Raw genomic sequence first — 26,666 nt, forward strand, 5'->3', positions numbered from 1 at the left:
CGAAGGGACCGGCCCGCTGCACCTCGTCGAGCCTGGGCTCAGCCGTCGTTCCCTGCGGCGCGCTCTGCTGCGCCGTTGATGAGATCCATGTAGCTCGACAGGCCCTGGCCCTCAAGCCCGGACACGTAGGCGTCCCACTCCGAGAGGTCCTTCTGCCCGAGGACGAACCCGAGGGTCGCCGTGTCCACCGTGTCCTTGAGCGGGGTGCTCAGCAGCGAGGCCTGCTCGAGCTCGGTCTCGTCGAGCGGGTGCGGCGGGAACGGGTCCCGCGGCGTGCGCGTCGACTGCACCGAGTCGATGTACTCGACGAACGCCGGGACGTTGTAGGACTCCTTGAGCGCGCGCGACTCGGTCGACCCGGCGAAGACGTCGTTGGCGTAACCGAGGTCCTTCTTGAGGTCGATCGTGCCGGACGGGTTCAGGTTGAGGTTCGCGAGCGTGAAGTCGGGCTCGAGGGTGTACTTGCCCTCGGCGTCCTTGGTGTAGTGCTCACCCTCGACACCCCACTGGATGAGCTCGCGCGCCTCGGGGTTGTAGTACAGCCAGTCCGTGAAGTGGAGCAGGTCGCAGAAGTTCGGGTCGTTCACCGCGTCCTTGGTGAGCATGAACCCGTTCCAGAAGTTGCGCGGCTCGACGAAGTCGCCGGCCGGACCGGCCGGGGGCGCGATCTGGACGAGCTCGTAGTCCGTGACACCTGCGGCGTCGAGCGCCGTCGCGAACTCCTGGACGGTCCACGAGCCACCCGAAGCCGCGAAGACCTTCTCCTCCGCGAACTTCTCGGTCACCGTGCCGCCGCCGTCGTCGGCAGCCGTGAAGGACTCGCTGTCGAGCAGCCCGGCCTCATTGAGCCCGGCGAAGTACGTGACCATGTCCTTGTAGCCGTCGGTGGTCGCGGCGTAGACGAACTCGTTCGCGTCCTTGTCCCACCAGGCGCCGTCGCCGAAGCCCCAGCCACCGACCGTGCCGAAGGCGTGGGCCGCGTAGTTGATCATCGACTGGCCCTCGAAGCCGTCGGCCAGCGGCGTGCTCTCCGGGTACTTGGCCTTGATGAGCTCCATGCCCTCCTGGAGGTCCTCCCAGGTCTCGGGCGCCGGGGCGCCGACCTCGTCGAAGACGTCCTTGCGGATGATCAGCGTGAAGGTCGGGACGGAGACCTCCTGGAGACCCGGCGTCATGTAGTACTTGCCGTCCTCCTGCCGGAGGTCGTCGACCATGTCGCGCAGGTCCCACTCGTCCACGTACTTCTGGAAGTTGGGCATGTAGTCGGCGTAGTCGCTCAGCGGCACCACGGCGCCGGAGGCCGCGAACTGGCGCTCCTCACCCGTGTACACGAGCGGGATGATCTGCGGCGCGTCACCGGCGCTGATGAGCAGGCTGCGCTTCTCGGTCGCGTCGCTGAACGGGATGTTCGTCAGGTTGAGCTTGACGTTGGTGCGCTCCTCGATCTCGTCGAAGAACTCCCACGAGTCCTTGATCGGGAAGTCGGCCCAGTCCGTCCACAGCAGCGAGAACTCGCGCGGCTCGGCTGCCTTCCACTGCTCGTCCGCCACGCTCTCGGCGGAGCACTCCAGCTCGGCGCCCTCACCGTCGCCTGCGGCCGTGTCCTCGCCGCCGCCCCCGCCGCACGCGGCGAGCGCGAGCGCGCCCACCAACGTCAGCGCCCCCGCGGCGCGCGCCTTGCGCGTCCGCCGTCCTGCCAGATTTCCCGCACGTGCCATCAGGGTTCTCCTCGTCGAGATCCGTCCCAGGCGACGACCCGGGCGCTGAAGTATAGGGACGAACACCGCCGCCGTAGAGCGATCCGCTGCTCTGCGTCACCGGCCCGGCCCGGCGGCTCGTCGACACCCTTGCCGAGAGCCTCCGGGTCATCGGCCGAAGTTCGAGTATTAACGATACATCTGCCGATGTGCCGGGACGCTATGCGCCCCTCGCGCGCCGGTCAAGGAGGTCGATCCGGTCGTTACCGGATCGACGCCAACTGCACGGCGCAGGGGGAACTTTCGTCCCAGACAGGTGCCCCTGCCTGGGCAGACCATAGACCGTGCTCACCATCCCCGAAGCCGTCGCCGCACAGGCCGACAGCGCCGTGCACAAGGTCGCCCTGACCCGCACGCCCGGCCTGTTCCTCGTCCGCACGATGCTCGCGGGCGCCTACATCGGCATCGGTGTGCTCATCATGGTGACCGCGGGCGGGCCGCTCGTCGCCGCCGGGTCGCCGTGGGCGCCGCTCGTCAACGGGGCCGTCTTCGGCATCGCCCTGACGATCGTCCTCGTCGCGGGGGCGGAGCTGGCCACGAGCGCCATGATGATCCTCACCCAGGGCGCCATGCTCGGCCGGATCACCTGGGGCCGCGCCGCCGTCACGCTGCTCGCGTGCCTCGCGGGCAACCTGCTCGGGGCCATGGCCTTCGCCGGCCTGCTGCACGTCTCCGGCCTGCTGGTCCCTGGCACCGCGGGCGGCGACGCGATCGCGCGCATGGTCGCGCACAAGGCCGAGGCGACGACGCTGCAGCTGGTCGTCCGCGGCATCCTGTGCAACCTGCTCGTGTGCCTCGCCGTGTGGTGCTGGGGGCGGCTCACCAGCGAGACCGCCCGCATCGTCGCCGTCTTCGCGTGCGTGCTGGTCTTCATCACCTCCGGCTTCGAGCACGTCGTCGCCAACATGACGACGTTCTCCCTCGGCCTGTACGCCGGGCTGCCCGAGGCGACCGTCGCGGAGTTCGCCCGGAACGTGGCCGCGGTCGGCCTCGGCAACACGATCGGCGGCGCGCTGCTGGTCGGGGCGGCCTACGCCTACGGGTCCCGGCCCGCGCCGGGCGCCGACGAGCACCGCCCGGGCGCCGGCTCCGCCGTCGCCTCGGTCGCGGGCGACGACGTCGCCACGGGTGCCGCCACCGCGGGTGCCGCCACCGCGACGAGCCCGGGGCCGTCCACCGGGCCCCTGCTCCCCGCGCAGCCGCAGGCCGCTCCCGTACCGCGCTGACGCACGGGCCGCGCGCCGAACGGCGGGCGGCCGACCCGGGCAATAACGTGGCCTCGCAGGGCGTCGCACGACGCGCGGCCGCGACCCGAGGAGCACGCGTGAGCACCACGGACCCGAAGCACACCGGAGACGGGACGGGGCGCGACGGCACCCCGGCCCCGCCGGAGCCGGAGCAGGGCGAGCCCGGCGCCGACACGGGCCGCCACGCGGTGCAGCGGCCCGCGCCGACCCCGCCGGAGCCGGACGAGACCGGCGCCGGCACGGGGCACGGGCCGGAGCGTCGCTCCCCGGATCCGGTCGTGGCGCCGGCGACGTCCGGCGCCCCCGACGCGTCCGACGGCGGCCGGGGACCGGCCGCCGGGCACGCCACGCCCGCGTCCACGGCCGCCTCCCCGGCTGCGTCGACGCGCGCGGACTCCCCGGCCCCGACCGGGACGGCGCCTGCGGGAGACGGCGACGGCGAGCTCTTCCCCGAGCCGAACGCGCCGCGCACGCCCCACGCCGGCACGCACGTCCTCGGCGTGCTCGTGGGCCTCGTGCTCGCCCCGCTCGCCGTCGGTGTCCTGCTGGTCGGCCAGAGCCGGATCCTCGAGGTGCAGGTCGACGGCTGGGACGCGTCGCTCCAGCTGCTCGGCATCGTGCTCGTCAGCGTCGGCGCCGTGCTGCTCGCGGCCCTGCTCCTGCTGGGGCTGTGGACCGCGGCCGTCCCCGTCACGGCGGGGCTGCTGCTCGGCGTCCTCGGCGGGCTGCAGCTCTACGCTCCCGGCGTCGCACGCGCCACCACGCTCGAGATCGTCGACGCGGACGCGTGGGACCTCACGGTCACGCAGGTCACGGTCGCGGGGACGTCGGGCACCACGATCGTCGCCGGCGTGCTGCTCCTGACGGCCGGCGTCACGATCGCCCTGGGCCGCCGGCACGGCGTCCGGCTGGGCACGTTCCGCGAGCGCAACCGCGCGGCCTGACGGCGGGAGCGGCGGCTCGGCACGACTGCACGGTGCGCGCGGACCACGACCGGGACTAAGGTCCGTCACCAAGACCGCACTGGTCAGCCCCACCCGTCGCACCGAAGCCGCTGCGTAGGAGACAACGTGACCGATTCGTCTGCCGCCCCCACGTCGACCGAGGCAGCCCCGGGCTCCCAAGGGCTGGAGAACCTGCTGTCGGAGGAGCGCCGCTTCCCGCCGTCGCCGGAGTTCGCCGTCCAGGCCAACGCGACCGCCGACCTGTACGCGTGGGCCAACGCCGACCGTCCGGGGTTCTGGGCGGACCAGGCGCGCGACCTCATCAGCTGGTCGACCCCGTTCACGCAGACCCTCGACTGGTCGGACGCGCCCTTCGCGCGCTGGTTCGCCGACGGACGCCTCAACGCCGCGTACAACGCGGTCGACCGGCACGTCGAGCAGGGCCGCGGCGACCGGGTCGCGCTGCACTTCGAGGGCGAGGGCGGCGACACGCGCTCGCTGACGTACGCCGACCTGCAGCGTGAGGTCTCCAAGGCCGCGAACGCGATCACGGCCCTCGGTGTCGGGACGGGCGACCGCGTCGCGATCTACATGCCGCTGATCCCCGAGGCCGTCGTCACGATGCTCGCGTGCGCGCGGATCGGCGCCCCGCACTCGGTCGTGTTCGGCGGGTTCTCCGCCGAGGCGCTCAGCTCACGCATCCTCGACGCCGAGGCCAAGCTCGTCGTCACGGCCGACGGCGGGTTCCGCCGCGGCAAGCCGTCGGCGCTCAAGCCCGCGGTGGACGAGGCGCTCGCGAAGGGGGCGCCCAGCGTCGCGCACGTGCTCGTCGTGCGGCGCACCGGGCAGCCCGTCGAGTGGACCGCCGGCCGCGACGTCTGGTGGCACGAGGCCGTCGACGTCGCGTCGTCCGAGCACACGCCCGTCGACGTCGAGGCCGAGCACCCGCTGTTCATCCTGTACACGTCCGGCACGACGGGGAAGCCCAAGGGCATCTTCCACACCACGGGCGGGTACCTGACGCAGGCCGCGTACACGCACCTGAACGTCTTCGACCTCAAGCCCGAGACGGACGTCTACTGGTGCACGGCCGACATCGGCTGGGTCACCGGACACACGTACGTCGTGTACGGGCCGCTCATCAACGGCGCCACGCAGGTCATCTACGAGGGCACGCCCGACACGCCGCACCGGGGACGGTGGTGGGAGATCGTGCAGAAGTACGGGGTCACGATCCTGTACACCGCCCCGACCGCTATCCGTACGTGCATGAAGTGGGGCGAGGAGATCCCGGGGCAGTTCGACCTGTCCTCGCTGCGCGTCCTGGGGTCGGTGGGCGAGCCCATCAACCCCGAGGCGTGGATGTGGTACCGCCGTGTCATCGGCGGCGACCGCACGCCGATCGTCGACACGTGGTGGCAGACCGAGACCGGGGCCATCATGATCAGCCCGCTGCCGGGCGTCACCGTGTCCAAGCCCGGGTCGGCGCAGGTGCCGCTGCCGGGCGTCGCGGCCGACGTCGTCGACGACGACGCCAAGCCGGTCCCGAACGGCGGCGGCGGCTACCTGGTGCTGACCGAGCCGTGGCCGGCGATGCTGCGCGGCATCTGGGGCGACCCCGAGCGGTACAAGGACACGTACTGGTCCCGGTTCAAGGACATCTACTTCGCCGGTGACGGTGCCAAGAAGGACGACGACGGCGACATCTGGCTGCTGGGCCGCGTCGACGACGTCATGAACGTGTCGGGCCACCGGCTGTCCACCACCGAGATCGAGTCGGCGCTCGTCTCGCACCCGTGGGTCGCCGAGGCGGCGGTCGTCGGTGCCACGGACGAGACCACCGGCCAGGCCGTCGTCGCGTTCGTCATCCTGCGCGGTGACGCGACGCAGGCCGCCGACGCGGACGCGGCGACCGTGCAGGACACGCTGCGCGCCCACGTCGCCAAGGAGATCGGGCCCATCGCACGGCCCCGGCAGATCCTGGTCGTCGCCGAGCTGCCCAAGACGCGCTCCGGCAAGATCATGCGCCGGTTGCTGCGCGACGTGGCCGAGCACCGGAAGGTCGGGGACGCGACGACGCTCGCGGACTCCTCCGTCATGGACCTGATCGCCGAGGGCCTGGCGAAGCCGGCCGCGGTGTCCGCGGACTGAGCTCGACCGCACGAGGACGGCCCGGCGCGGAACCCGCCGCCGGGCCGTCCTCGTGCGCCCGTGAAGCGCTTCCCGGCGATCCGGCGGCGAAACGCTTCACCGATGGAGGGGGTCCGGGGCTGCTGGTTGTCTGACGGCCGCACCCGCCGCGCACACGGACGCCGGACCGGGTGCGCCCGGACACCTTCGCGGAACGAGGACGTCGATGAAGAGCACCTCCCTGCGCGCGGCCGCCGCCTGTGGCGCCGCGCTCCTGGCACTCGGCGGCATCACCGCCGCCGCCACGGCCGCCGCGGCGGCCGACCCCGTCGGCCTGCACATCTCCGGCTCCCGGCTGGTCGAGCAGGACGGCACGCCGTTCGTCGCGCGCGGCGTCAGCCACGCCCACACCTGGTACACGGCCGAGACCCCCAGGGCCATCCCGGCCATCCGCGCCGCGGGCGCCAACGCGCTGCGCGTCGTGCTGTCCGGCGGCGACCGCTGGACCAGGAACGACGCGGCCGACGTCGCCAACGTCATCGCGCTGTGCAAGGCCAACCAGCTGGTCTGCATGCTCGAGAACCACGACACGACCGGCTACGGCGAGCAGTCGGGCGCCGTGAGCCTGGACACGGCCGCCGACTACTTCATCTCGCTGAGGTCCGTGCTCCAGGGCAACGAGGACTTCATCCAGATCAACATCGGGAACGAGCCGACGGGCAACAACGAGCCGCAGGTCACGGGGTGGACGACCGACACCGCCAACGCGATCAGGAAGGTCCGCGCCGCCGGCCTGCGGCACAACATCGTCGTCGACGCGCCGAACTGGGGCCAGGACTGGAAGGGCGTGATGCGCGACACGGCCGCGACCGTCGCCGCCGCCGACCCGGAGGGCAACACGCTCTTCTCGGTCCACATGTACGGCGTGTACGCGCAGGCGTCGACCATCACGGCGTACCTCGACGCGTTCGAGGCCCAAGGGCTGCCGCTGGTCATCGGCGAGTTCGGTCACGACCACTCGGACGGCGACCCCGACGAGGCGACGATCATGCGCGAGGCCGTCGAGCGCGGCATCGGCTACTACGGCTGGTCGTGGTCGGGGAACGGCGGTGGTGTGGAGTACCTCGACATGGTGACCGCGTTCGACCCCGCCCAGAAGACGGCCTGGGGACGGCTGATCTTCGACGGGGCGAACGGCATCAAGGCGACCGCCCGGACGGCGACGTACTTCTCCGGCGTGACACCGACGCCGACGGTGTCGCCGACGCCGAGCGTGTCGCCCACGCCGAGCGTCTCGCCGACGCCGAGCGTGTCGCCCACGCCGAGCGCCTCCCCGACGCCCACCCCGGGCGCCGCCTGCACCGCGCGGCTCACCGTCGCCAGCTCGTGGCCGGGTGGGTTCCAGGGCACGGTCGACGTGACCGCCGGCGCACGGGCCCTGACAGGCTGGAGCACGTCGTTCACGCTGCCGGCCGGCGCCTCGGTCGCGCAGGGCTGGAGCGCCACGTTCAGCGGCTCGGGCAGCGCGGTCACGGCCGCCAACGCCGCCTGGAACGGCAACCTCGGTGCCGGCCAGACCACGACCTACGGGTTCATCGGCTCGGGCACGGCACCGACTGGCACCGTGGCGGTGGCCTGCCGCTGACCCCCGCCACAGCGGGACCCGTATCGGCCCCGCCCTCCCCGAGGGCGGGGCCGATACGCGTGGCGCACGCCGGTGCGGCGTCGAGCCGCCCTCCGGCACCTCTCCTGGGCACTCCTTCCACCGACGTGGTCCCGCCGGTGCCGCCGAGGCCCGTGATCCGGCACCGTCGCGGGATGAGCGATCTCCTGCCGCCCGCCCGTGCTCTCACGGTCCACCCGGGGCGTCGACCAGGACGACGGTGGACCACCGTCGCGCGCGGCCTGCACCACCCGCCGGGACTGACCGCGCTGCACGCCTGGCAGCACGTCCTGCCGGCCTCCGCGGCGTTCTCCCACCTCACTGCCGCCGGCCTGCACGGCTGGTGGCTGCCGCAGGTGCCGCCCGACCTGCCGGTGCTCGTGGACCAGGCCGAGGCCGACCACCGGACACGACGACCCGGGGTCCGCGTCACGCGGACCACCTCACCGGTCCCCGTCCTGGAGCGGGACGGACTCCGCGTGGCGGTGGCGCCGCACACGCTCCTGGCGTGCGCGCGCGACCTCGCGCTGCTCGACCTCGTCGTCCTCGTCGACTCGGCCCTGCGATCGGGGTGCACGGTGCCGGACATCGAGGCGGTGTGCGCGCCCCGACGACGCGGTGTCGTCGCTCTGCGCCGCGCCGTCGCCCTCGCCGACGGGCGCAGCGAGTCCCCCTGGGAGTCCCTGCTGCGCCTCATGCACGTCACGCTCGGGGCCGACGTGGTGCCGCAGCACCCGGTGCACCGCGCGTCGGGCGAGCTCGTGGCGCGCGGCGACCTGTGGATCACCGGGACCACGACGCTCCACGAGTACGACGGCGCGGTCCACCGGGACGCCCAGCAGCACGCGGCCGACCTGCGCCGGGACCGTGCGCTGACGTCGATCGGCTGGACCCGGCGCGGCTACGCGTCGGGTGACCTGCGCGACCGGCCGGTGAGCGTCCTGCGGGACATCGACGACGCCCTGGGCCGGGAGCACGTCCCGGAACGCGTCCGGCCGTGGCTCGACCTGCTGGCCGCGTCGACGTTCACGGCAGCCGGGCGCACCCGTCTGGCCCGGCGCCTGACACGCCCTTGACCACTGGTCATCCCGGGGGGTCCTGACGACGACCACTGGTCACTTGGGAGCCTTCCCGGCGGCCACAGCACCCCCCAACTGACCACTGGTCACCCAGCAGACCCGCACGATGACCACTGGTCACCCGGGAGCCCTCCCGGCGGACACAGCACCCCCAACTGACCACTGGTCACCCAGCAGATCCGCACGATGACCACTGGTCACTTGGGAGCCCTCCCGGCCGCCACAGCACCCCCCAACTGACCACTGGTCACCCAGCAGGTCCCCGCGATGACCACTGGTCATCGTGTGCGGGCGCGCCGGGCATGCCGGGCTGCTACCAGCCCAGGGCGCGGCGCAGGCGGCGGGCCGCCTCGCGGCCCGCGCGGTTCGCGCCGATCGTGGACGCGGCCGGGCCGTACCCGACGAGCTGCAGCCGTGGCTCGCCCACGACCTGGGTGCCGTCCATGGCGATGCCGCCGCCCGGGCTGCGCAACCCCAGGGGCGCCAGGTGGTCGAGCGACGCGCGGAAGCCGGTGGCCCACAGGATCGTGCGGGCGTCGACGACCGACGGCCCGTCCGCCCAGCCACCGACCTCGCCCGCCGCACCACCCTCGTCAGCCGCACCACCCTCGCCGGCCGCTCCACCCTCGCCGACCGCACGACCCTCACCAGCCGCACCGACCTGGCCGACGGCACCACCCTCGCCGCCCACGACGTCACCGACGTCACCTCGCACCCCGTCCCCGGACGGTTCCCACACCACCCCGTCGGGGACGATGCGGGTGAACATGGGACGCGCCCGCAGCACCCCACGCTCGATGCCGTCGCGGTACGCCGGCGTGAGCGGCAGACCGGTGACCGAGACCACCGACTGCGGCGGGAGGCCGGCGCGCACCCGCTCGTCGACACGGGCGACGGCGTCACGGCCGAGCTCGGGCGTCAGCTCCTCGTCCACCCACGACGGGGGCCGGCGCGTCACCCACGTGGTCGTCGTGACCTGCGCGATCTGCAGCAGCAGCTGGACGGCCGACGTGCCCCCACCGACCACCACGACGTGCCCGTCGGACAGGTCGGCCGCGCTCCGGAAGTCGCGCGTGTGCAGCTGGCGACCGCGGAACACCGCGCGGCCGGGGTACGCCGGCCAGAACGGCTTGCCCCACGTCCCCGACGCGTTGACCACGCCGCGCGCGGACCACACGACGACCTCGTCGGTGTGCTCGACGTGCCGGGTCGTCACGAGGTACCCCGGGTCGTCGTCGGGCCGGGGCGCGCGCTCGACGCGGGTGACCGCCACGGGACGCTGGACGTTGAGCCCGAAGGCCTCCTCGTACTGCGCGAAGTAGTACGGCACGGCGTCCGCGGCGGGCTCCGAGGGGTCGGCGACCGTCAACGGCATGCCGGGCAGGTCGTGCACCCGGTGGGCGTCCGCCATGGTCAGCGACCGCCACCGGTGCTGCCACGCGCCGCCGGGGCGCGGCCCGGCGTCCAGCACGACGAAGGTGCCGCGCGCGCTCTCCCACCCGGCCGTCCCGACGGGGACGAGCCCCGTGCGGTGCAGGTGGTAGGCCGTCGACAGACCGGCCTGGCCGGCCCCGATGACGACGACGTCGACGTCGACCGTCCGGGGCCCGCGCGGACCCCGCCGCGCACGTCGCCCGCCCGAGGCTGCGGTGGCGACGGGAGGGTGGTCCATGACGCGACCACGCTACCCGCTGCCGCGGACGGTCCGCGGCCCCGGACCGGTCCCGCGTGCGCACCGCCCGCGGCGGATCACCCGGCCGGGCGGCCGCCGGTCGGGTGCTCGTGGTGGGATGGGCGCATGTCCGACTTCGAGATGCCGGCGTCGGTCACGGCCGTGGCCGGGCCGTTGCCACCCGCGCAGGCCGACGCCGTGCGTGCGCTGCACCGCTCGGCGACGCGCTGCGACGGCGTCGCGCCCCTGTCGGAGCAGCCGCTGCTGTGGCTCGCCGACGAGGAGGCGCCCGTCGTGCACCTGCTCGCCCGGGCGACGGACGACCCGCCGGACGACGACCGGCAGGCGCCGCTCGTCGGCTACGCGCAGCTCGACGTCGGCAGCTCGACGACGGTGCGGGCCGAGCTCGTCGTGGACCCGCCGTACCGCCGGCGCGGTGTCGCCAGGGCCCTGCTCGCCGACGCGGCGACCGAGGCGGCCGCCGTCCCCGGGCGCCGCCTGCAGGTGTGGGCCCACGGCGACCTGCCCGCGGCCCGTGCGACGGCCGCCGCGGCGGGCATGTCCGTGGTGCGCGAGCTGTGGCGGATGGCGCTCGACCTCACGGAGCACCCGCCCGCCGACGCGGCCCTCCCCCAGGGCGTGCAGGTGCGGACGTTCGTGCCCGGGCAGGACGAGGACGCGTGGCGGCGCGTGAACGCCCGCGCGTTCGCGTACCACCCCGAGCAGGGCCGCATGACGTCCGCGGACCTGCGGGCACGCGAGCAGGAGCCCTGGTTCGACCCGGCCGGGTTCCTGCTCGTGGAGCGCGACGGCCAGCTGCTCGGGTCGGTGTGGACGAAGGTCCACCCGCCCGGCGACGCCCCGGACGGCGCTCCGGGCGAGGAGGTCGGCGAGATCTACGTGGTCGGCGTGGACCCCGACGCGCAGGGCCTCGGCCTGGGTCGCGCGCTCACGTCGCTGGGGCTCGCGCACCTGCGCGACCGGGGTCTGCGCACGGTCATCCTCTACACCGGTGCGGAGAACACGGTCGCGGTGCACACGTACCAGCGCGCGGGCTTCGTGCGGGCGGCCGTCGACGTGATGTACGGCGCGTCCGGCAGCCCGGCCCGCGGCACGCCGCTCGCCCGGGTGGCCGACGACGACACGCCTACTCCCGCCGACGGTGCCACGATGGGGGCATGACCGACGCCCCCACGATCGACCCGGCGCTGGCCGAGCGGATCGCCGAGCACGTCGAGACCGCGCAGCCCGTGCCGCACCCGCACGACGCGGCCCTTCCCGACGACCGGTTCCTCGACCGCGAGCTGTCCTGGCTGGCCTTCAACCAGCGTGTGCTCGAGCTCGCCGAGGACGCCGAGCTGCCGCTGCTGGAACGCGTGAGGTTCCTCGCGATCTTCGCGTCCAACCTCGACGAGTTCTTCATGGTCCGGGTGGCCGGCCTCAAGCGCCGCATCGCGACGGGGATCGCCGTGACGGCCGCCTCGGGCCTGTCCCCGCGGCAGGTGCTCGAGGCGATCAGCGAGCGCGCGCACGCGCTCATGGAGCGGCACTCGCGGGTCTTCGTCGAGCAGGTGCAGCCGGCGCTCGCGGGCGAGGGCATCACGATCGTGCGGTGGGACGAGCTCGGTGACGCGGAGCAGGACCGCCTCCACAAGTTCTTCCGCCGGCAGATCTTCCCGGTCCTGACCCCGCTCGCGGTCGACCCGGCCCACCCGTTCCCGTACATCTCGGGGCTGTCGCTCAACCTCGCGGTGAGCGTCGTCAACCCAGCCAGCGGCAAGGAGCACTTCGCGCGCGTGAAGGTGCCGCCCCTGCTGCCGCGGTACATCGCCGTCGACGCGGCCGGCCGGCCCTCGGCCCCGGTCCCCCAGACGGCGGCACCCGAGCGGGGCCCGATGTCGTTCGTGCCCGTCGAGGACGTCATCGCCCAGCACCTCGACATGCTGTTCCCCGGCATGGAGGTCCGCGAGTTCCACACCTTCCGCATCACGCGCAACGAGGACGTCGAGGTCGAGGAGGACGACGCCGAGAACCTCCTCAAGGCGATGGAGAAGGAGCTCCTGCGCCGCCGCTTCGGCCCTCCGGTGCGGCTCGAGCTCGCCGAGGGCATCAGCCCGCGCGTCCGCAAGCTGCTGGTGCGCGAGCTGGGCATGTCCGAGGACGACGTGTACGAGCTGCCCGCGCCGCTGGACCACACCGGCCTGAACCTCGTCGCCGACCTGGACCGTCCCGAGCTGCAGTACCCCCGCTTCGTGCCCGCGACGCACCGGTACCTGGCCGAGGTCGAGTCCGCGACGCCGACGAACGTGTTCGCCGCGATCCGCGCCCGCGACATCCTCCTGCACCACCCGTACGACTCGTTCTCGACGTCGGTGCAGACGTTCCTCGAGCAGGCGGCGGCCGACCCGAACGTCCTGGCCATCAAGCAGACGCTGTACCGCACGTCGGGCGACTCCCCCATCGTCGACGCGCTCATCGACGCCGCGCAGGCCGGCAAGCAGGTCCTCGCGCTGGTGGAGATCAAGGCGCGGTTCGACGAGCAGAACAACATCTCGTGGGCGCGCAAGCTCGAGCAGGCCGGCGTGCACGTGGTGTACGGGATCGTGGGCCTCAAGACGCACTGCAAGCTCTCGCTCGTCGTGCGGCAGGAGGCCGACGGCCTGCGTCGCTACAGCCACGTCGGGACGGGCAACTACCACCCGAAGACGGCGCGCCTGTACACCGACCTGGGCCTGCTGACGGCCGACCCGGACGTCGGCCAGGACCTCACCCGCCTGTTCAACCAGCTGTCCGGCTACGCGCCGAAGTCCCGGTTCCACCGGCTGCTCGTGGCACCGCGCTCGGTGCGCACGGGGCTCGTCGAGCGGATCGAGCGCGAGACGGAGGCAGCACGGCGCGGCGAGACCGCGTGGATCAAGATCAAGGTCAACTCGATGGTCGACGAGGTCACGATCGACGCGCTGTACCGCGCGTCGCAGGCGGGCGTCCCGGTCGACATCAACGTGCGCGGCATCTGCGCGCTGCGACCGGGCGTGCCCGGCCTCTCCGAGACGATCCGCGTCCGGTCGATCCTCGGGCGGTTCCTGGAGCACTCGCGGATCTTCGCGTTCGGGCACAGCACACCGTCGTCCGACGACGGCTTCGAAGGGCCCGAGGTGTACATCGGCTCCGCGGACCTCATGCACCGCAACCTCGACCGGCGCGTCGAGGCGCTGGTGCGGGTCGCGGACCCGGCGCAGGTGACCGAGCTCGTCGAGTACCTCGACGAGACGATGGACGACCGCACGTCGTCGTGGCGCCTGGGGCCGGACGGTGACTGGGTGCGCCACCGCCGCGGGCCGGACGGGCCCCTGGTGGACCTGCAGGAGGTGCTCATCCACCGTCAGAGGCGTCGGCCGGGCGCCGCCCGGTGAAGGCCGCGCCCGCCGCGCCCGTGCAGGCCGCCGGGGCGCTCGTCTGGCGCGTGCGTGCGGGGCACCTGCAGGTGGCCCTGGTCCACCGGCCGCGGTACCGCGACTGGTCGTGGCCCAAGGGCAAGCTCGACCCCGGGGAGACCCCGCCCGTCGCGGCCGTCCGCGAGATCGAGGAGGAGACGGGCCTGGCCGTCGTGCTGGGTGTCCCGCTGCCGGGGCTGGAGTACCGGCTCGCCGACGGCCGGGAGAAGGTCGTGCACTACTGGGCCGCGCGCGTCGGGGGGCGCGGCGACGACGCAGCGCTGCACGCCCGCCTGCCGGTGCGGCACGCCGACCGCTCGGAGATCGACCACTGGGAGTGGTTCGACGCCGCGGACGCCGAGCGGCGCCTGACCCGGCGTGCCGACCGCCGACCGCTGGACGCGCTCCGCGACCTGCACGCGAAGGGCCGGCTGGACACGCGTGCGCTCGTCGTCGCGCGGCACGCGCAGGCCCGCAAGCGCAGCCTGTGGGGCGGCGCCGACGAGAACCGCCCGCTGACCGGCCTGGGACGGAGGCAGGCCACCGCGATGACGCCGGCGCTGGCCGCCTTCGGCGTCGGGCGCGTGGTGACCAGCAGCTGGGAGCGCTGCGCGGCGAGCATCGCGCCGTACGCGGCCGCGGCCGGCGTGGCCCCCGAGGTCGTGGACGGGCTGACCGAGGCCGGGAACGACGAGTCACCGGCCCGGGTGGGGGCGATCGTCCACGAGCTGCTGGACGACCGGCGCGACACCGTGCTGTGCACGCACCGCCCGGTGCTGCCCACGGTCCTGGACGTCCTGGCCGAGCACAGCCGCCGCCCGGTCGCCGACGCGCTGCCGCACGACAACCCGTTCCTCGTCCCCGCCGAGCTCCTGGTGGCGCACGCGGGCGTCACGTCGCACGGCGTGCGGGTGCTGGCCGTCGAGCGGCACCGGTCGCCCGTCGCGCCCGACTGAGGGCTCAGCCGGCGTGGCTCAGCCCGGCGAGGCTCAGCCCAGGATCGGGTGCAGGATCCAGAACACAACGGCCGCGACGAGCGCCGCCGCGGGGATCGTGAGGATCCAGGCGCCTGCGATGTTCTTGGCGACGCCCCACCGCACGGCCGACAGCCGCTTGGTGGCACCGACGCCCATGATCGCCGACGTGATGGTGTGCGTCGTGGAGACCGGTGCGTGCAGCGCGAACGCGTTGACGTACAGCACGACCGCGGAGACCGACTCGGCGACGAACCCGCGCGCGGGGTCGAGCTCGATGATCTTGCGACCGAGCGTGCGCATGATGCGCCAGCCGCCGGCGTACGTGCCGGCCGAGATCGCGGCGGCGGCGGCGAGCTTGACCCACAACGGGATGCCCTCGTCCGGGTTCGCCCAGCCGGCGGTGAGCAGCGCCAGGTAGATGACGCCCATCGTCTTCTGCGCGTCCTGCAGGCCGTGGCCCAGGGCCATGGCGGCCGCCGACACCGTCTGCGCGATGCGGAACCGGCGGTTGACGCGGGTCGGAGGGCGGTTGCGGATGAGCCACAGCAGCCCGACCATCACGGCGAACGCCAGCCCGAAGCCGATGAGCGGCGAGAAGATCATCGGCAGGACGACCTTGTCGACGATCGCCGAGCCGTAGATGCCGAAGCCGGCGGCGAGCCCCGCCCCGACCAGCCCGCCGATGAGGGCGTGCGTGGACGACGAGGGCAGACCGAACCACCACGTGACCAGGTTCCACGTGATCGCGCCCACGAGCGCGCAGAGCACGACCACGAGCGCGGAGTGCGGTGGTTCGCCCTGCAGATCGACGATCGACGTGGCGATGGTCTCGGCCACCTCGGTGCCGAGCAGGGCACCGGCGAAGTTCATGATGGCCGCCATGATCAGCGCCGCGCGCGGCGTCAGCGCGCGCGTCGAGACCGACGTGGCGATGGCGTTGGCGGCGTCATGGAAGCCGTTCGTGTAGTCGAACCCGAGGGCGAGCGCGACGACGAAGACGACGAGCACAGGTTCCACGGGTGCTCAGGACTCCTTGAGCGCGATCGTCTCGACCGTGTTGGCCACCTTCTCGAAGGCGTCCGCCGCGTCCTCGAGCTTCTCGACGATCTCCTTGAGCTTCATCAGCAGGATCGGGTCGGCGATCTCGTCGAACATCTGCGCGAGCAGCTTGCGGTGCGACTTGTCCGCCTGGTTCTCGAGGCGGTTGACCTCGACCCAGTACTCCTGGAGCGAGTCCATGGACCGCAGGCGCGGCATGGCCTCGGCCGTCAGCTCGGCTGCGCGCTGCAGCACCTGGACCTGGTCGGACACGCGTGCCGGCAGCTCGTCGACCTTGTACAGGACGATGAGGTCGGACGCCTCGTCCATGTAGTCCATGCAGTCGTCGAGGCTCGACGCGAGGTCGTAGATGTCGTCGCGGTCGAACGGCGTCACGAACGTCTGGTTGAGGCGACGCATGATCGTGTGGGTCGCGTCGTCCGCGGCATGCTCCGCGTCGGCCATCCGCTTGTTGATCTCCTTGCGGGTGGCGCGGTCGGCGCCGAGCATCTCCGCCAGGAGGTTCGCGCCCGTCACGAGATGGGACGCGGACGCGGCGAAGAGATCGAAGTACGAGGTGTCGCGCGGTGTCAGGCGCAGGCGCACGGAGGGCTCCGGGTCGTCGACTGGTGGTGAGCCCCGGGAAAGGGGTCTGGTCCAGCGTAACCGGCGGTGGACCCCCGTCGTGACGGGACCGATGGCCCAGGTGCGCCGCGCGCCACGTGGCGCTGCGGGAGAGACGACGCCGGGCCAGGAGCGCCTCTCGGCGCGTGGCCGCTCGAAGCGGCTGATGATGGAGCCCGGGGCTACCGACCCGGCGTCGCGCGACCAGTGTACGCGCGGGCCGTCACTCGAGCCGGTCGGCCCGCCAGAGCTGGGCGGCGTGCGCCAGCTCCTCCGCGGTCCGCACCAGGGAGGCCGCCCCGCGCGTCTGCCGCACGGCGGCCCGGGGGTCGAGGTCCTCGAGGTGGTCGGCGTCGAAGGCGGCCCCCGTGGCCAGGACCTGGCAGAACGCGGCGGCACGCTCGAGCGCGACGGCCAGGTCACCGGTGTAGACGCCCGAGAGCACCGCGTCGGTGGCCGCGCGCACGTCCTGCGGGCCGGGCATGTCGACCACACCGGCGACCACGTCGTGCGCGGGCGCCGCCGCCACCCCCTGGCGGTACCTGTCCGCGACCGTCACGGGGTCGCGACGCACCCACTCGCGCAGCACGTACAGGCGCCACAGCGCGCCGGGCAGGGTGTCGGCCGGGCTGTCCGCCCACATCGCCGCGACGACGTCGAGGCCCTCGGTCTCGACGAGCGCGACGAGCCGCGCGACGATCTGCGGGTCCGCGGTGGCCCGCCCGTGCCGCACCAGCGCGTTGGCCGTGGTGTGGGCGATCTCACCCCGCAGTGCCGGGTCGAGCTCGCCGGGGAGCTCGTCGGCCACCGCGGGGTCCATCACCACCGGCCGGTGGTGCCGCCGTCCGCCGCCGGGCGCACCGCCGTCGCTCCTGCCGCTCGTTCCGTCCGTGCTCACGGCGGCATGATCCCTCGTGTCCCGCCCCGCCACCAGCCGTCGCCCGCCCCGCGACGCCGCCGGCGCCGACGTGCGGGCCGCCCGGGTGCGGGCCACAGTGGGTCTGACCGGGACGGGCCCGGGCACGGGGGGTGGGCTGACCATGGCCGACGCAGCAGCAGGGCGAGACACATCCGCGGGCCCCTCGAAGTACAAGGGCAAGGCCGTCGCGCTGGCGGTCGCCGCCGCCATCGGCGGCTTCCTGTTCGGGTTCGACAGCTCGGTCATCAACGGCGCCGTCGACGCCGTTCAGGGGGAGTTCGAGCTGTCGGGGGTCGTGACCGGCTTCGTCGTCGCCGTGGCACTGCTGGGCTCGGCCTTCGGCGCCTGGCTGGGCGGGCGCCTGTCGGACCGCTGGGGCCGGACCCGCGTCATGGTGCTGGGCGCCATCCTGTTCTTCGTCTCCTCGATCCTCTCGGGCTTCGCGTTCGCCGCCTGGGACCTGGCGCTGTGGCGCGTGGTGGCCGGCATCGGCATCGGCATCGCGTCCGTCATCGCGCCCGCGTACATCGCGGAGATCGCGCCGGCGTCGATGCGCGGCCGCCTCGGCTCCCTGCAGCAGCTCGCGATCACGCTCGGCATCTTCGCCGCCCTGCTGTCGGACCAGCTCCTGGCGACATCCGCGGGCAGCGCGGCGAACGAGCTGTGGTTCGGGCTCGAGGCGTGGCGGTGGATGTTCCTCGTGTGCGTGGTGCCGGCCGCCGTCTACGGCATCCTGGCGCTGCGCATCCCGGAGTCCCCGCGCTACCTCGTGTCGCAGGGACGCCGCGACGAGGCCCGTGCGGTGCTGGCCGACGTCCTGGGCGCCGACGAGGACCCCGACGAGCGCGTCGCGCAGATCGAGCAGACGATCCGCACGGACGCGGCGCTCGCCGACCAGGCGAGCCTGCGCGGCCCGGTCCTGGGGCTGCTGCCGGTGGTGTGGGTCGGCATCCTGCTGTCGGTGTTCCAGCAGTTCGTCGGGATCAACGTGATCTTCTACTACTCGACGACGCTGTGGCAGGCCGTGGGGTTCGAGGAGAGCCAGTCGTTCCTCATCTCGACGATCACGTCGGTCACGAACGTCCTGGTGACGTTCATCGCGATCGCGCTCATCGACAAGGTGGGTCGCCGCCCGCTGCTGCTGGTCGGGTCCGCCGGCATGACCATCTCCCTCGGGACGATGGCCGTGGCGTTCATGAACGCCACGGGGACCGGCGACGACGTGAGCCTCGAGGGCGCGTGGGGCGTCATCGCGCTGGTCGCGGCGAACGCGTTCGTCGTGTTCTTCGGGGCGACGTGGGGCCCGCTGGTGTGGGTGCTGCTGGGCGAGATGTTCCCCAACCGGATCCGCGCGGCCGCCCTGGGCGTGGCGGCGTCGGCGCAGTGGGTCGCCAACTTCCTCATCACGCTGTCGTTCCCCGAGATGCTCGACCGGTGGGGCGCGACCGTCCCGTACCTGATGTACGCCGGGTTCGCGCTCCTGTCGTTCTTCTTCGTGCTGACCAAGGTGCCGGAGACCAAGGGCGTGCAGCTGGAGGACATGGAGGGCCTGAAGGTCCACCGCCGGGGACGCGACGCGACCGCCTGACGCAGGACACGCAAACCTGTTGCCTCAGGTAACGATCGGACGTAGGGTTGCCTGAAGCAACCGTCACGAAGGGCCTCGGGCCGCGGGACGTCCTGCCCCGACCGCCGACGACGCACGGTCACCACCACCCCGCGCCCGGAAGCGAGCACCCCTCCGTTGAGCCTGACCCGCACACCCGTCGACGGCCCCGCCGCCGGCCCCACCAGCACCGGCATGACGCACCGCGAGGTGCTCGAGGCCCTGTCCGGGATCCTCCTGGGCATGTTCGTCTCGATCCTGGCGACGAGCATCGTCTCGACGTCGCTGCCCCGCATCATCACCGACCTCGGCGGCAGCCAGTCCGCGTTCACCTGGGTCGTCACCGCGACCCTCCTGACCACCACGGTCTCGACGCCCATCTGGGGCAAGCTCGCCGACATCCTCGACCGCAAGCTGCTCGTGCAGGTCGCGCTGGTGATCTCGGTCGTCTCGTCCGCGCTGGCCGGGCTGTCGCAGAGCACCGAGATGCTCATCGGCATGCGCGCCGTGCAGGGCATCGGCGCCGGCGGCCTCACCGCGCTGGGCACCGTCCTGATCGCCGACATCATCAGCCCCCGCGAGCGCGGCCGGTACATGGGCCTCATGGGTGCCGTGATGGCCGTGGGCACGGTCGGCGGGCCGCTGCTCGGCGGGGTCATCACCGACGCCGCGGGCTGGCGCTGGAACTTCTTCGTCGGCCTGCCGATCGCCGTGGCCGCGATCGTCGTGCTGCAGCGCACCCTGCACCTGCCCCCGATCGTGCGGCGCCGGGTACGGATCGACTGGGCCGGTGCGATCCTGCTGTCGGTCTCGATCGCCACGCTCCTGCTGTGGATCACGTTCGCCGGCACGTCGTTCGACTGGGTGTCCTGGCAGAGCGCCGTCATGGTGGGCGCCTCGCTGCTGGGCGTCGTCGCCATCGTCCTGGTCGAGTCGCGCGCGGCCGAGCCGATGATCCCGCTGCACCTGTTCCGCAACCGGACCGTCCTGCTCACCGTGCTCGCGTCCGTCGCCGTCGGCGTCGCGCTGTTCGGCACGCAGGTGTTCCTCAGCCAGTACATGCAGCTCGCCCGCGGCAAGACGCCCACCGAGTCCGGCCTGCTGACCATCCCGATGGTCGCCGGCACGTTCCTCGCGTCCACGCTGTCCGGCCGCGCGATCTCCGCCAGCGGCCGCTACAAGCGCGTCATGGTCACCGGCGCGGTCCTGCTGACCGCCGGCCTCGGCCTCATGGGGACGATCGACGAGACCACGAGCTTCACGCTCGTCGGCCTGTACATGCTGGTCGTCGGCTCGGGCGTCGGCATGCTCATGCAGAACCTCGTGCTGGCGACCCAGAACACCCTGCCCCTCACCGAGATGGGCGCCGGCACGGCGATGGTCGCGTTCTTCCGGACGCTCGGCGGCGCCATCGGCGTCTCGGCGCTGGGTGCGCTGCTGTCCAGCCGGGTCTCGCGCCTGCTCGCCGACGGCCTGGCGGGGATCGGGGTCGACCCGTCCGCGATGGGCTCGGGGGGCACGAGCACGCTGCCCGACCTGGCGACCCTGCCCGGTCCGGTGCGGCACGTCGTCGAGCACGCCTTCGGCGTCGGCGTCTCCGAGCTGTTCCTCGTCGGCGCACCGATCGCCCTGCTCGCGCTCGTCGCGGTGATCGCGCTGCGCGAGGTGCCGCTGGGACGTGCGTCCGGCGTCGAGCAGCGGCTCGCGGCCCAGGCCGCGCCGACGGAGCCCACCGCCTCCTGACCCGCCGGCCGCACGGACGCCCACCCCACGGACCGGGCCGCGGGCCTCACCCCGGGCCGGCGGACCGGTCCGTGTGGCGCACGAGGTCGTCGTTGAGGCGTCCGAGCAGGTCGGCGAGCTGCGTGAGCTCCTCTTCGCGCCACGCGTCGAGCGACCGGCGCATGTACTCCTGCCGCCCGGCCCGCGCGTGCGCGAGCCGGCGCTCCCCCTCGGGCGTCAGCGCGAGGGGCTGGCTGCGCGAGTCGTGGGGGTCGGGAGTCCGCCCCAGCAGCCCCAGCCTCTCCAGGCGCGTCACCTGACGGGACATGGTCCCGCGGCCCACCCCCAGCAGGTCGGCCAGGTCGCTCGTGCGCGTCCCCGGGACACGCGCCACCGTCGCCAGCAGCAGGTACGCCGACGCGTCGAGGTCCGGGTGGACCGTGCGCGCCAGCCCCGCCGAGGCCGCCCGCGCGCGCCGCATGAAGAGGCCGAGCTCCCGCTCCACACGCAGCACCGGGTCGTCGCTCATGCGCTCATCCTGGCGCAGTCCGCGCCGGCGTGGTTCAGCGCGCCCAGGTCGTGCGTCGGCGCGCCACCTGGGCGATCGCTGAGACCCGCGCCGGGTCGAGCCGCTCCGGCAGGCGCCGGAACACGTTGGGCACCTCGTGGCGCGCGATCACCAGGGCGTCCTGGGGCGGGTCGTGCGCGTCGCGGGACAGGTCACCCGTGATCACCAGGACGGCCCGCACCCCCGCACCCGCGCACCCCGCCGCCAGCAGCAGGCCCTGGACGCGCGCCGCCTCGAGGCGGGCGTCCCGCAGGTAGGGCACGGAACGGCCGTCGACGTGGATGGTCCGCGCCGCGACCCGCACGTCGCTGCCGGGGTGACGACGCTCCGTGATCGTGTAGATGCCTCCCGGGCCGACCAGCAGGTGCTCGACGACCGACCCCTGCCGCCCGAGCGGGACGTCGTGCACGGCCTGCCAGCCGTCGTCGGCCAGCCGGTCGAGCCGCGCACCGACGGGACTGCCCCGCTCGCCGCGCGGGTGGTCGTCGCCGTCGCCGAGCCACGCCTCGAGGCCGGCCTCGTCGAGCGCGTCGAGCGACGCGAGCTCCGAGGTCACGGGCAGCACCAGCTCGGGGACGTCGGACCGCAGGTACGCCTGGGCCGCGCGGCGGACCCGCGCCTCCAGGACGGGGTCGTCCGCGACGACCTCGCCGGACTGCAGGTCGACGGAGCCGACCCGCGCACCGGTCTCGTGCGTGACGTAGAGGCGGTCGGCGCCGTACCGCCGCCATCGCCGAACCGTCAGCACCTCGTCCACGTCCGCATTATCGGCACGCCGGGCGCCGTACTTCAGTCCCGTCCACGGGGGACTTCGGTGCGCGGCGGCGTGTCGCGGCGTGTCGTCACCCGCTCGGCTGCCGGGGGGCCGAGGACCTGGTCACCCGCCCGTGACGGGCCCCTCGCCGGCCGCCGGCTCGAAGGTCAGGCTGAGCGAGTTCATGCAGAACCGGTCCCCCGTCGGCGTCTGCGGCGCGTCGTCGAAGACGTGGCCCAGGTGGGAGCCGCAGCGCGCGCACCGGACCTCGGTCCGGACCATGCCCAGGGTCCTGTCGGTGAGCAGCTCGACACGGTCGCCGGCCAGCGGGGAGAAGAAGCTCGGCCAGCCGCAGTGCGCGTCGAACTTGGTGTCGGAGCGGAACAGCTCGTTGCCGCAGGCGCGACAGCGGTAGACGCCCTCGCGGTGCTCGTCGAGGAGGGCGCCGGTCCACGGGCGCTCGGTACCGGCGCGGCGCAGCACGGCGAACTCCTGCGGCTCGAGCTCCAGCTGCCACTGCGCGTCGGTCTTGGTCACGGGGTAGGTCCCGGGGTCGCTCACGTCGTCTCCTCGTCCCGCACCGCCCTCGCGGCGGCACCGTGGCTCTCAACACCGGGCGCCCGGCGGGCGTTCCCGCCGCCGGCGCCAGCCACGCCCGGCGGCCATGTCCGCCACCAGGCAGGCGTGACGTCATACGCTGACCGGGAGGTTCCCCTCACGGGAACGCCCCGAGCCAAGAGGTGCACGTGCCAGCCGGTCGCCGTCGTTCGAGCCCCACGCGCACGTTCGCCGTCGTGAGCCTCCTCGGTATGGCCCTCGTCGGTGTCGCGCTGGTCCTGGTGACGTCGACGCAGATGCGCGGTCAGGCGCTGCGGGACGGGACGGGGTCGGCGACCCGCATCGCGGTGTACGCCGCGGGCGTCGTGCCGTCCACCGCCTTCGTCACGGGCGTGCTGTCGACCGACGAGCGCGCCGCGGTGGCGACGGCCACGCGCGGGTTCGAGGACGAGCTCGTCGAGCTGCGGCTGTGGAGCCCGGACGGGCGCCTGATGTACTCGTCGGACGCCGCCACGACGGGCCTGCCCCACAGCGACCGCCTGGCCGGGGTGATGCAGAGCGAGGTGCCGGACGCGGTGGTCCAGCCGGACGTGCGGCCGAGCGACACCGCCGCCGACCAGGGCACGGTCCTCGACGCGTACGTCCCGGTGCTCGCGGCCGACACCGCGACGCCGGACGCACCGGACGGCATCGACCCGGGGGCCGTCGTCGGCGCGGCGGAGGTCATGCTCGACCACACCACGGCGCAGGAGACGCTGCGCGACGCGACCCGCACGGTCACGCTCGTCGTCGCCGGCAGCCTGGTCGTGCTGTGGCTGGCGCTGTTCCGCATCGTGCACGCCACGTCGCGTCGGCTGCGGGCGACAGCGCTGGAGAACGCTCGCCTCGCCCTGCTCGACTCCCTCACCGGCCTGCCGAACCGGCGGCTGCTCGCCGACCAGATGCAGCGGGCCATCGACCGGGTCGCGGACGACGGCGCCCGGGTCGGGCTGATCCTGCTCGACATCGACCGCTTCAAGGACATCAACGACACGCTGGGGCACGACCACGGGGACGAGCTGCTGCGCCAGGTGGCCGAGCGGCTGCGCGACGCGCTGCGCGACGACGACGTGGTGGCGCGCCTCGGCGGCGACGAGTTCGCGATCCTGCTGCCGGACGTCCGCACGGTGGCCAACGCCGAGCGGCTGGCGCGGCGGGTCCGCGGCCTGTTCACCCAGCCGTTCGAGCTCAGCGAGATCGCGCTGCACGTCGAGACCTCCATCGGCGTGGCCTGTCTCCCGGACCACGCGGCCGACGCGTCGGCGCTCATGCGGACCGCGGACATCGCGATGTACGCCGCCAAGCACCACCGCACGGGGGTCAGCGTGTACTCGCCCGACGCGGACGACTCCTCACCGGCGCGCCTGGTCCTGCTGGGCGAGCTGCACCGCGTGCTCGAGGCGCACGCCCGGTCCGACGGCGAGCCGCAGCTGGAGATGCACTACCAGCCGAAGATCGAGCTGTCGTCGCACCGCACGGTCGGCCTGGAGGCGCTGATCCGGTGGCGGCACCCCACGCGCGGGCTCCTGCCGCCCGGCACGTTCGTGCCGCTGGCCGAGCAGTCGGGCCTCATCCACCGCGTCACCGAGTTCGCCCTCGGGGAGTCGGTGCGCCAGCTCGCCCGCTGGCAGGCGCAGGGCGAGGCCGTGCCCGTGGCGGTGAACCTGTCCGCGCACGACGTCGTCAGCCCCGCTGTCGTGGAGCTGATCGAGGCGCTGCTGGCGGAGCACGGGGTCGACCCGTCGCTCCTCGAGGTGGAGATCACGGAGACCGCGCTCGTCGCGGACCCGTCCCGCGTGGTGCCCGTGCTCGAGCGGCTGGGTGCGCTGGGCGTGCGCGTCGCGATCGACGACTTCGGCACGGGGACGACGTCCATCTCGCAGCTGCGGGACCTGCCGGTGGCCGAGCTCAAGATCGACCGGCTGTTCGTCGCCGACCTGGGCGAGGGCGGGCGGTCGGGGTCCGAGGTGGTCGTGCAGGCGATGGTCGACCTGGCGCACTCGTTCGGGCTGCGGGTGGTGGCCGAGGGCGTCGAGGACGCCGAGACGGCCGCCACGCTCGCCCGGCTCGGTGTCGACCGCGCGCAGGGGTTCCTGTGGGCGCGACCCGCTCCCGCCGACGCCGTTCACCCTCCCGGCGACCACGCCCTTCACCCCATCGGGTGAATCGACGCCACAACCCTCAAGTCGCGTCCACGACGTGTCGACCACAGCCGATGTGGGTGGGGTGTGGCCGCGATCGCGCGGTGGCACGGCAGGGCGCGGACCGCTGGAGGGACGACGGCGATGATGGACGAGCTGCTCGAGGACATGATCGACCCGGCTCCGTCCCGCCAGGACGTGGCACGGCGCCGACGCGCGTGGGCCACCGGCTCCATCCTCGTGCTCGCGGGCGTCGGCGTGACGTCGCTGACGACGTCGGCGCTGTTCACGGACAAGGACCCCCTGACCGGCGGGATCAGCACCGGGACCGTCGTGCTGAGCACCGGCGGGGAGGACGTCAGGTTCGACGTGCCGGTGGAGGGGCTCGCCCCGGGCGGCGCCGTCGTCGCACCGGTCGTCGTGAGCAACGCCGGCTCGTTGGAGCTGCGCTACGCCGTGAGCATGGCGGCGTCACGGGCCACTGCTCCGAACCCGCTCCCGGCCGGAGTCGTCCAGGGCGACGGCCTGCTGCACGACCAGCTGCGCATCCGCGTCTTCAGCGGCACGCCGTGCACGATCGAGGCCACCGGCGGCGACAACCCGGAGGGCGAGCCCGCCACCGGGGTGGCGGTGCTGGGCGACACGGCCGACCTGGTCGAGGGCGACTACGGCCTGCCGACCGACATGACCCCGATCGTGGGCGACCCGCAGACAGGCCAGGACACGGACGACCGGGTGCTCGAGGGCGTGACCACGCAGGAGACGCTGTGCGTGCGGGCGGACCTGTCGTCCGCTGCGGGCAACACCTACCAGAACACCGCGACGAGCCTAACGTTCCAGCTCGACTCCGAGCAGACGGTGAACAACTGAGACGACGATGACAGTCGTGGAGCGGGCCGCGCAGCCCTTCGTCGACCGTCGGGCCGGGCGGCCGACGGTCCGACGGCGCGCGCCGTGGTGGCGGGTCGCCACGAGCGTGGCCCTGTGGTCCGTCGTGGCCGTCGGCACGCTCGCGTACCTCACGTCGTTGGCCGTGCCGCTGTGGTTCCAGGCCCAGGGCCAGCGGCTGCTCATCGTGACGTCGGGCTCGATGGCGCCGCAGCTCGTCGCGGGTGACGTCGTCGTGCTGCGGCCCGTCTCCGACCCCTCGGAGCTCAAGCCGGGTCTCGTCGTGACCTTCCAGCCGGTGGGGGCGACCGGGCTGGTGACGCACCGCATCGTGTCGCTGCACAACCTGCCGGCCATGCGCGAGGTGCCGGACGGCGGGGGGCGCACCGAGCCGGTCCTCGACGACGCCGGCGAGCCGGTGCTGCAGCCGTACATCCGCACGCAGGGGGACGCGAACCCGGCGCCGGACGCGAACGCGACCCCCGTCGAGCGGGTGCGCGGCGTGCTCCTGGACGTCCACCACGGCTGGGGCTCGCTGCTGACGTGGGCCGCGTCCGCGCAGGGGCGCGCGGTGATGCTCGTGCCGGCCCTCGTCGCGCTCGCGACGCTCGAGGTGGTCTCGGTCGTCGAGGGTCGGCGCCGGGCGCAGCGGTCGCGGCGCCCGCTGGACGACGGGAGGGTCGATGCGCTCCTCCTCGACTGACGTGCCCGGGAACGGCGCGCGCGGCACGTGGCTGCGGCTGGTGCTGCTGGTGGTCCTGGGCACCCTCCTCCTGGTCGCGCCGGCACCCGACCGCACCGCGGCGCTGCTGACGCACACGGTGGACGTCACGGGCACGCTCTGGACGCCCGCGCAGCCGCCGGCACCCGTCGGCACGACGGCGCCCGCGGCGGAATAGGCGCCGG

At 73.5% G+C, this 26,666-nt stretch carries 22 protein-coding genes; 14 read left to right on the forward strand and 8 right to left on the reverse strand.

Going from position 1 to position 26,666, the window contains the following annotated elements; all coding sequences use genetic code 11:
• Window positions 1-38: 38 nt before the first annotated feature.
• Window positions 39-1,718, reverse strand: a complete 1,680-nt coding sequence (locus tag NP075_RS14575; RefSeq protein ID WP_227565275.1) for an ABC transporter substrate-binding protein — start codon at window positions 1,716-1,718, stop codon at window positions 39-41.
• 323 nt (window positions 1,719-2,041) lie between these two features.
• On the opposite strand from NP075_RS14575, the gene NP075_RS14580 reads away from it, so the two are divergent.
• The 5 genes from NP075_RS14580 to NP075_RS14600 all read left to right on the forward strand — a co-directional run bounded on the left by NP075_RS14580 (window position 2,042) and on the right by NP075_RS14600 (window position 8,817).
• Complete coding sequence (locus NP075_RS14580) at window positions 2,042-2,983, forward strand: formate/nitrite transporter family protein (protein WP_227565274.1); 942 nt, start codon at window positions 2,042-2,044, stop codon at window positions 2,981-2,983.
• A 98-nt stretch (window positions 2,984-3,081) separates the two neighbouring features.
• Entirely contained in the window at window positions 3,082-3,948 is an 867-nt protein-coding gene (locus tag NP075_RS14585) for a hypothetical protein (protein ID WP_227565273.1), read from the forward strand.
• 126 nt (window positions 3,949-4,074) lie between these two features.
• A complete protein-coding gene (acs, locus tag NP075_RS14590) occupies window positions 4,075-6,099 on the forward strand; it encodes an acetate--CoA ligase (protein ID WP_227565272.1) in 2,025 nt (674 codons plus the stop codon).
• Window positions 6,100-6,304: 205 nt separating this feature from the next.
• On the forward strand, window positions 6,305-7,723 hold the full coding sequence (locus tag NP075_RS14595) for a cellulase family glycosylhydrolase (protein WP_227565271.1): 1,419 nt from the start codon (window positions 6,305-6,307) through the stop codon (window positions 7,721-7,723).
• Window positions 7,724-7,896: 173 nt separating this feature from the next.
• The gene (locus NP075_RS14600; RefSeq protein ID WP_227565270.1) at window positions 7,897-8,817 is read left to right on the forward strand and encodes a hypothetical protein; all 921 of its coding nucleotides are present in this window, start codon (window positions 7,897-7,899) and stop codon (window positions 8,815-8,817) included.
• Window positions 8,818-9,133: 316 nt separating this feature from the next.
• Here the strand turns inward: NP075_RS14600 and NP075_RS14605 are convergent, their stop codons facing one another.
• Window positions 9,134-10,492 carry an NAD(P)-binding domain-containing protein gene (locus NP075_RS14605; protein ID WP_227565269.1) on the reverse strand — a complete coding sequence of 453 codons (1,359 nt, stop codon included), beginning with the start codon at window positions 10,490-10,492 and terminating at the stop codon, window positions 9,134-9,136.
• A gap of 126 nt (window positions 10,493-10,618) precedes the next feature.
• Here NP075_RS14605 and mshD point away from each other — a divergent pair, with 126 nt between their 5' ends.
• Genes mshD through NP075_RS14620 form a run of 3 tightly spaced genes read left to right on the forward strand, consistent with a single transcriptional unit; the run spans window position 10,619 to window position 14,882 of the window.
• Entirely contained in the window at window positions 10,619-11,674 is a 1,056-nt protein-coding gene (gene mshD, locus NP075_RS14610) for a mycothiol synthase (RefSeq protein WP_227565268.1), read from the forward strand.
• On the forward strand, window positions 11,671-13,905 hold the full coding sequence (locus tag NP075_RS14615) for an RNA degradosome polyphosphate kinase (protein ID WP_227565267.1): 2,235 nt from the start codon (window positions 11,671-11,673) through the stop codon (window positions 13,903-13,905). The genes mshD and NP075_RS14615 overlap by 4 nt, the downstream gene beginning before the upstream one ends.
• A complete protein-coding gene (locus NP075_RS14620) occupies window positions 13,902-14,882 on the forward strand; it encodes an NUDIX hydrolase (protein WP_227565266.1) in 981 nt (326 codons plus the stop codon). The genes NP075_RS14615 and NP075_RS14620 overlap by 4 nt, the downstream gene beginning before the upstream one ends.
• A 33-nt stretch (window positions 14,883-14,915) precedes the next feature.
• Here the strand turns inward: NP075_RS14620 and NP075_RS14625 are convergent, their stop codons facing one another.
• The 3 genes from NP075_RS14625 to NP075_RS14635 all read right to left on the reverse strand — a co-directional run bounded on the left by NP075_RS14625 (window position 14,916) and on the right by NP075_RS14635 (window position 17,388).
• Entirely contained in the window at window positions 14,916-15,920 is a 1,005-nt protein-coding gene (locus NP075_RS14625) for an inorganic phosphate transporter (protein ID WP_227565265.1), read from the reverse strand.
• 6 nt (window positions 15,921-15,926) lie between these two features.
• Window positions 15,927-16,547, reverse strand: coding sequence for a DUF47 domain-containing protein (locus NP075_RS14630; protein ID WP_227565264.1), 621 nt, complete (start codon window positions 16,545-16,547; stop codon window positions 15,927-15,929).
• Window positions 16,548-16,788: 241 nt separating this feature from the next.
• On the reverse strand, window positions 16,789-17,388 hold the full coding sequence (locus NP075_RS14635) for a hypothetical protein (RefSeq protein WP_227565372.1): 600 nt from the start codon (window positions 17,386-17,388) through the stop codon (window positions 16,789-16,791).
• Window positions 17,389-17,605: 217 nt separating this feature from the next.
• On the opposite strand from NP075_RS14635, the gene NP075_RS14640 reads away from it, so the two are divergent.
• Window positions 17,606-19,072 (forward strand): sugar porter family MFS transporter, encoded by a 1,467-nt coding sequence (locus NP075_RS14640; RefSeq protein WP_227565263.1) that lies wholly within the window; start codon window positions 17,606-17,608, stop codon window positions 19,070-19,072.
• A gap of 213 nt (window positions 19,073-19,285) precedes the next feature.
• Window positions 19,286-20,833, forward strand: a complete 1,548-nt coding sequence (locus NP075_RS14645) for an MFS transporter (RefSeq protein ID WP_227565371.1) — start codon at window positions 19,286-19,288, stop codon at window positions 20,831-20,833.
• A gap of 46 nt (window positions 20,834-20,879) precedes the next feature.
• On the opposite strand, the gene NP075_RS14650 is transcribed toward NP075_RS14645, so the two are convergent.
• The 3 genes from NP075_RS14650 to msrB all read right to left on the reverse strand — a co-directional run bounded on the left by NP075_RS14650 (window position 20,880) and on the right by msrB (window position 22,695).
• Window positions 20,880-21,341: a MarR family winged helix-turn-helix transcriptional regulator gene (locus NP075_RS14650; RefSeq protein ID WP_227565262.1), complete on the reverse strand. Its 462-nt coding sequence runs from the start codon at window positions 21,339-21,341 to the stop codon at window positions 20,880-20,882.
• Window positions 21,342-21,375: 34 nt separating this feature from the next.
• Complete coding sequence (locus NP075_RS14655) at window positions 21,376-22,137, reverse strand: NERD domain-containing protein (RefSeq protein WP_227565261.1); 762 nt, start codon at window positions 22,135-22,137, stop codon at window positions 21,376-21,378.
• Between the two features lie 120 nt (window positions 22,138-22,257).
• Window positions 22,258-22,695, reverse strand: a complete 438-nt coding sequence (gene msrB, locus NP075_RS14660) for a peptide-methionine (R)-S-oxide reductase MsrB (protein WP_227565260.1) — start codon at window positions 22,693-22,695, stop codon at window positions 22,258-22,260.
• Window positions 22,696-22,928: 233 nt separating this feature from the next.
• On the opposite strand from msrB, the gene NP075_RS14665 reads away from it, so the two are divergent.
• The 4 genes from NP075_RS14665 (at window position 22,929) to NP075_RS14680 (ending at window position 26,659) form a co-directional block, all read left to right on the forward strand.
• Entirely contained in the window at window positions 22,929-24,896 is a 1,968-nt protein-coding gene (locus tag NP075_RS14665; protein WP_227565259.1) for a putative bifunctional diguanylate cyclase/phosphodiesterase, read from the forward strand.
• A gap of 120 nt (window positions 24,897-25,016) precedes the next feature.
• Window positions 25,017-25,742, forward strand: a complete 726-nt coding sequence (locus tag NP075_RS14670; RefSeq protein ID WP_227565258.1) for a hypothetical protein — start codon at window positions 25,017-25,019, stop codon at window positions 25,740-25,742.
• Window positions 25,743-25,749: 7 nt separating this feature from the next.
• The gene (locus tag NP075_RS14675; protein ID WP_227565257.1) at window positions 25,750-26,463 is read left to right on the forward strand and encodes a S24/S26 family peptidase; all 714 of its coding nucleotides are present in this window, start codon (window positions 25,750-25,752) and stop codon (window positions 26,461-26,463) included.
• Complete coding sequence (locus tag NP075_RS14680; RefSeq protein WP_227565256.1) at window positions 26,444-26,659, forward strand: hypothetical protein; 216 nt, start codon at window positions 26,444-26,446, stop codon at window positions 26,657-26,659. The genes NP075_RS14675 and NP075_RS14680 overlap by 20 nt, the downstream gene beginning before the upstream one ends.
• Window positions 26,660-26,666: the final 7 nt, after the last annotated feature.

The sequence above is a fragment of the Cellulomonas wangsupingiae genome, from assembly GCF_024508275.1.
GTDB classification, from domain to species: domain Bacteria; phylum Actinomycetota; class Actinomycetes; order Actinomycetales; family Cellulomonadaceae; genus Cellulomonas; species Cellulomonas wangsupingiae.

Coding starts and splice junctions, on each gene's coding strand:
- NP075_RS14575 (WP_227565275.1), bottom strand. CDS start 1,718: ATGGCACGTGCGGGAAATCTGGCAGGACGGCGGACGCGCAAGGCGCGC.
- NP075_RS14595 (WP_227565271.1), top strand. CDS start 6,305: ATGAAGAGCACCTCCCTGCGCGCGGCCGCCGCCTGTGGCGCCGCGCTC.
- NP075_RS14600 (WP_227565270.1), top strand. CDS start 7,897: ATGAGCGATCTCCTGCCGCCCGCCCGTGCTCTCACGGTCCACCCGGGG.
- NP075_RS14605 (WP_227565269.1), bottom strand. CDS start 10,492: ATGGACCACCCTCCCGTCGCCACCGCAGCCTCGGGCGGGCGACGTGCG.
- mshD (WP_227565268.1), top strand. CDS start 10,619: ATGTCCGACTTCGAGATGCCGGCGTCGGTCACGGCCGTGGCCGGGCCG.
- NP075_RS14615 (WP_227565267.1), top strand. CDS start 11,671: ATGACCGACGCCCCCACGATCGACCCGGCGCTGGCCGAGCGGATCGCC.
- NP075_RS14640 (WP_227565263.1), top strand. CDS start 17,606: ATGGCCGACGCAGCAGCAGGGCGAGACACATCCGCGGGCCCCTCGAAG.
- NP075_RS14645 (WP_227565371.1), top strand. CDS start 19,286: ATGACGCACCGCGAGGTGCTCGAGGCCCTGTCCGGGATCCTCCTGGGC.
- NP075_RS14650 (WP_227565262.1), bottom strand. CDS start 21,341: ATGAGCGACGACCCGGTGCTGCGTGTGGAGCGGGAGCTCGGCCTCTTC.
- NP075_RS14670 (WP_227565258.1), top strand. CDS start 25,017: ATGATGGACGAGCTGCTCGAGGACATGATCGACCCGGCTCCGTCCCGC.
- NP075_RS14675 (WP_227565257.1), top strand. CDS start 25,750: ATGACAGTCGTGGAGCGGGCCGCGCAGCCCTTCGTCGACCGTCGGGCC.
- NP075_RS14680 (WP_227565256.1), top strand. CDS start 26,444: ATGCGCTCCTCCTCGACTGACGTGCCCGGGAACGGCGCGCGCGGCACG.